Here is a 4,041-nt window from a genome sequence, read left to right as displayed (position 1 = left end):
CCGCGTCGTCATCGTCACCATCGTTGCCGCCACCATCGCGCGGGCCTGGACCGGGGTGGGCGGCGAGGGCGCGCCCGAGCCCATCCTCTGGCTGGCGGCGCCGGACTGGCAGGCGCTGCTGCAGACGCTCCTGCTCGTCGTCATCGGCGTCGTCATCGGCCGCCGCTCGGGCCTTCCCGCGGGCGCGATGATCGTGCCGGTGATCATCGGATCGGCGCTCAATGTTGCGGGCCTCGTCGACATCGAACTGCCGCAGCCGCTGCTGGCCGCCTCCTATGCGCTGGTCGGCTGGGCGATCGGCGCGCGTTTCGACCGCGACGTCATCCGCCATGCCAGCCGGGCGCTGCCGCGCGTGCTCGCCTCCATCTTCGCGCTCGTGGCGATTTGCGCCGTTTTCGCCTTTCTGCTGGTGGAATTCGCCGGCATCGATCCGCTGTCCGCCTATCTCGCCACCAGCCCCGGCGGCGCGGATGCGGTTGCCATCATCTCCGCCTCGACCGATGTCGACATCGCCTTCGTCATGTCGATGCAGATCGCGCGCTTCTTCTTCGTCATGGCGCTCGGGCCGATGCTGGCGCGCTTTGTCGCCAGGCGGAGCCATTTTTAGGATAAAGCGCAAATAGCGTTGTCGGCCGCGAACGATCGGGTTAGCCTCAGTCAACCAATAAACAGGGTCAGGCGGAGGATATCCCATGTGCACGCGCATCTTCTATGAAACCGGAACGTCAACCTACATCACCGGGCGCTCGATGGACTGGCGCGACGTGACCATGCAGTCCGACCTCTGGGTGTTTCCGCGCGGGATGGCCCGCAATGGCGGGGTGGGCGAGGGCTCGGCGACATGGACCTCGCAATACGGCTCGGTGATCGTCGCGATCTACAATCTCGCCACTTCCGACGGCATGAACGAGGCGGGCCTTGCCGGCAACATGCTCTATCTGGTGGAATCGTCCTATGGCGATCCGGCCGCGCGGGCAAAGCCGCTGATCTCGGTCGGCGCCTGGCTGCAATACATGCTCGACAATTTCGCGACCGTCGCGGAAGCAGCAGACGCCATGGCCGACGACCCGCTGACGGTGATCACCGGCGAGGCGCCGAACGGCGCGCCCGCGACCGTGCATCTGGCGCTCTCCGATGCCTCCGGCGACAGCGCGATCTTCGAATTCGTCGGCGGCAGGCTCACCATCCATCACGGCCGCGACTATCGCGTGATGGCCAATTCGCCGACCTATGACCAGCAGCTTGCCATCAACGGCTACTGGAACCTCGTCGGCGGCAAGAGTTTTCTACCCGGCACGGTGAACGCCGCCGACCGCTTTGCCCGCGCCAGCTACAACCTGAAATCCGCAACGCCGCTCAAGGACCGCCGCGCCGCGCTCGCCTCCGTGTTCTCGCAGGTGCGCGCGATCTCGACCCCGCTCGGCATGTCCGACCCCGAAAAACCCAACATCGCCTCCACCCTCTGGCGCACCGTCGCCGAACACGACCACTGCCGCTACTATTTCGACTCCGTTATCAACCCGTCGGTGTTCTGGGTCGATCTTAAGGATTTCGACCTCTCCGAGGGGGCTCCGGCGAAGACGCTGGGGCTGAACGATCCGGCCCTGCCGGGCGGGGATGTCGCGGGGCTGATGAAAGCGGCGGCGCCGTTTGAGTTTCTGGTGCCGTGAGGGGGGCGGGGTGGACGGTCCAGCCAACCGCTGATGCTGCCGCCGCCGCCTTCCAACAACCTCCCAGCCCACAATCTCTCCCCTTGAGGGAGAGATGCCCCGACAGGGGCAGAGAGGGGTGAACCCTATCCGAGAGCACGGCGTTTCCGGCTTATGCCCGATACCCCTCTCTGTCGCTTTCGCGACATCTCCCCCTCAAGGGGAGAGATTGATGGCGGTTAAGCCGTACAAGTCGCGTCGTGAGAGCCAGCCTGAGGCTCCAGAAAACCCAACCACGCCTTCACCCTCTGGCGCACCGTCGCCGAACACGACCACCGCCGCTACTATTTCCACTCCGTCATCAACCCGTCGGTGTTCTGGGTCGATCTTGCGGATTTCGATCTCTCCGAGGGGGCTCCGGCGAAGACGCTGGGGCTGAACGATCCGGCCCTGCCGGGCGGGGATGTCGCGGGGCTGATGAAAGCGGCGGCGCCGTTTGAGTTTCTGGTGCCGTGAGGGGGGCGGGGTGGACGGTCCAGCCAACCGCTGATGCTGCCGCCGCCGCCTTCCAACAACCTCCCAGCCCACAATCTCTCCCCTTGAGGGAGAGATGCCCCGACAGGGGCAGAGAGGGGTGAACCCTTTAGCCGGCCTGTTCACAGGAATAGGGGGCCATTCGCCCAGAAGGTCTTACACCGTGCGCCGGTGCTTGCCACTGATGCTATCACCTCTCCGCGTCATCCTCGGGCTTGACCCGAGGATCTAAGCACCTCTCCCAACGAGAAGCGCGAGCGGATTTGCGTAAGTACCTCACCTCAGATAAGCCGCAAGCTCCTGTCGCCTCAGACGTGATTGGATCCTCGGGTCAAGCCCGAGGATGACGCGGAAGTGTGGCGAGGCTTTCCGCAAAACGAAGGCCGACGTTTCCGCCGGCCTCAATTTACGTTTTAGTTTTAGCGTTATCGCTCGCCTCTACTCCGCAGCCTCCGCATAATCACTCATCGGAGGGCAGGCGCACACCAGATTCCGGTCCCCATAGACATTGTCCACGCGGTTGACCGGCGGCCAGTATTTGTCGACGCGGAAGGCGCCGGGGGGGAAGCAGGCTTGTTCGCGCGAATAGGGGTGGGTCCATTCGCCCACAAGATCTTCCACCGTGTGCGGGGCGTTTTTGAGCGGGTTGTCGACGCGGTCGGCGCGGCCGTCCTCGATGGCGCGGACTTCCTCGCGGATCGCCAGCAGCGCATCGCAGAAACGATCGAGCTCGGCCTTGGTCTCCGATTCCGTCGGCTCGATCATCAGCGTGCCGGGCACCGGAAAGCTCATCGTGGGCGCATGGAAGCCGCAGTCGATCAGGCGCTTGGCGATGTCGTCGACGCTGACGTCGGCGCTCTCCTTCAAGGGCCTTGTGTCGATGATGCATTCATGCGCGACGCGGCCCTTGTCCGACTTGTAGAGCACGTCATAGGCGCCCTTCAGCCGGGCGGCGATGTAGTTGGCGTTGAGGATCGCCACGCGGGTTGCCTGCGTCAGCCCTTCGCCGCCCATCATCAGGCAATAGCTCCAGGAAATCGGCAGGATCGATGGTGAACCAAAGGGGGCGGCCGAGACCGCGCCGCCTGCCGCGTCCGTCGCCGGATTGCCGGGGAGATGCGGCGCCAGATGCGCCTTGACGCCGATCGGCCCCATGCCCGGCCCGCCGCCGCCATGGGGAATGCAGAAGGTCTTGTGCAGGTTGAGGTGGCTGACATCCGAGCCGATATCGCCGGGCCGCGACAGCCCGACCATCGCATTCATATTGGCGCCGTCGAGATAGACCTGACCGCCATATTTATGCGTGATTTCGCAGACCGCCTTTACCGTCGCCTCGAACACGCCATGGGTCGAGGGATAGGTGATCATGCAGGCGGCGAGGTTTTCGGCGTGCTGCGCGGCCTTTTCGGCAAAATCATCGAGGTCGATATCGCCATTGTCGCGCGATTTCACCGGCACCACCTTCATGCCCGCCATCTGCGCGGAGGCCGGATTGGTGCCATGCGCGGAGGTCGGGATCAGGCAGATGTCGCGGTGGGCATCGCCATTGGCGCGATGGAAGCGGCGGATCGTCAGAAGCCCGGCATATTCGCCCTGCGCGCCGGAATTCGGCTGCATGGAGAAGGCGTCATAGCCGGTGATGGCGCAGAGCTTGTCCGACAGGTCCTCGATCATCTCGCGATAGCCGAGCGCCTGGTTTTCCGGCGCGAAGGGATGAATGTCGGCAAATTCCGGCCAGGTGATCGGCAGCATTTCCACAGTGGCATTGAGCTTCATCGTGCAGGAGCCGAGCGGGATCATCGCCCGGTCGAGCGCCAGATCGCGGTCGGCGAGGCGGCGCATATAGCGGGTCATCTCG

The 4,041-nt window shown here is 64.5% G+C and carries 4 protein-coding genes; 3 read left to right on the top strand and 1 reads right to left on the bottom strand.

What is annotated here, in order from left to right:
* The 3 genes from AC5DC2_RS20535 to AC5DC2_RS20525 form a co-directional block, all read left to right on the top strand.
* The coding region (locus AC5DC2_RS20535; protein ID WP_491699827.1) for an AbrB family transcriptional regulator at positions 1-607 on the top strand (607 nt) is incomplete at its 5' end.
* Positions 608-692: 85 nt separating this feature from the next.
* Positions 693-1,670: a linear amide C-N hydrolase gene (locus tag AC5DC2_RS20530; RefSeq protein WP_491699826.1), complete on the top strand. Its 978-nt coding sequence runs from the start codon at positions 693-695 to the stop codon at positions 1,668-1,670.
* 351 nt (positions 1,671-2,021) lie between these two features.
* Positions 2,022-2,165, top strand: a complete 144-nt coding sequence (locus AC5DC2_RS20525; protein ID WP_491699825.1) for a hypothetical protein — start codon at positions 2,022-2,024, stop codon at positions 2,163-2,165.
* Between the two features lie 456 nt (positions 2,166-2,621).
* Here AC5DC2_RS20525 and AC5DC2_RS20520 read toward each other — a convergent pair.
* Positions 2,622-4,041 (bottom strand): beta-eliminating lyase-related protein (locus AC5DC2_RS20520; protein WP_491699824.1); only part of this gene is annotated, 1,420 nt, incomplete at its 5' end.

This window comes from Martelella sp. (assembly GCF_984369615.1).
This window is presented reverse-complemented; position numbering and strand designations above follow the sequence as displayed.

Coding starts and splice junctions, on each gene's coding strand:
- AC5DC2_RS20530 (WP_491699826.1), top strand. CDS start 693: ATGTGCACGCGCATCTTCTATGAAACCGGAACGTCAACCTACATCACC.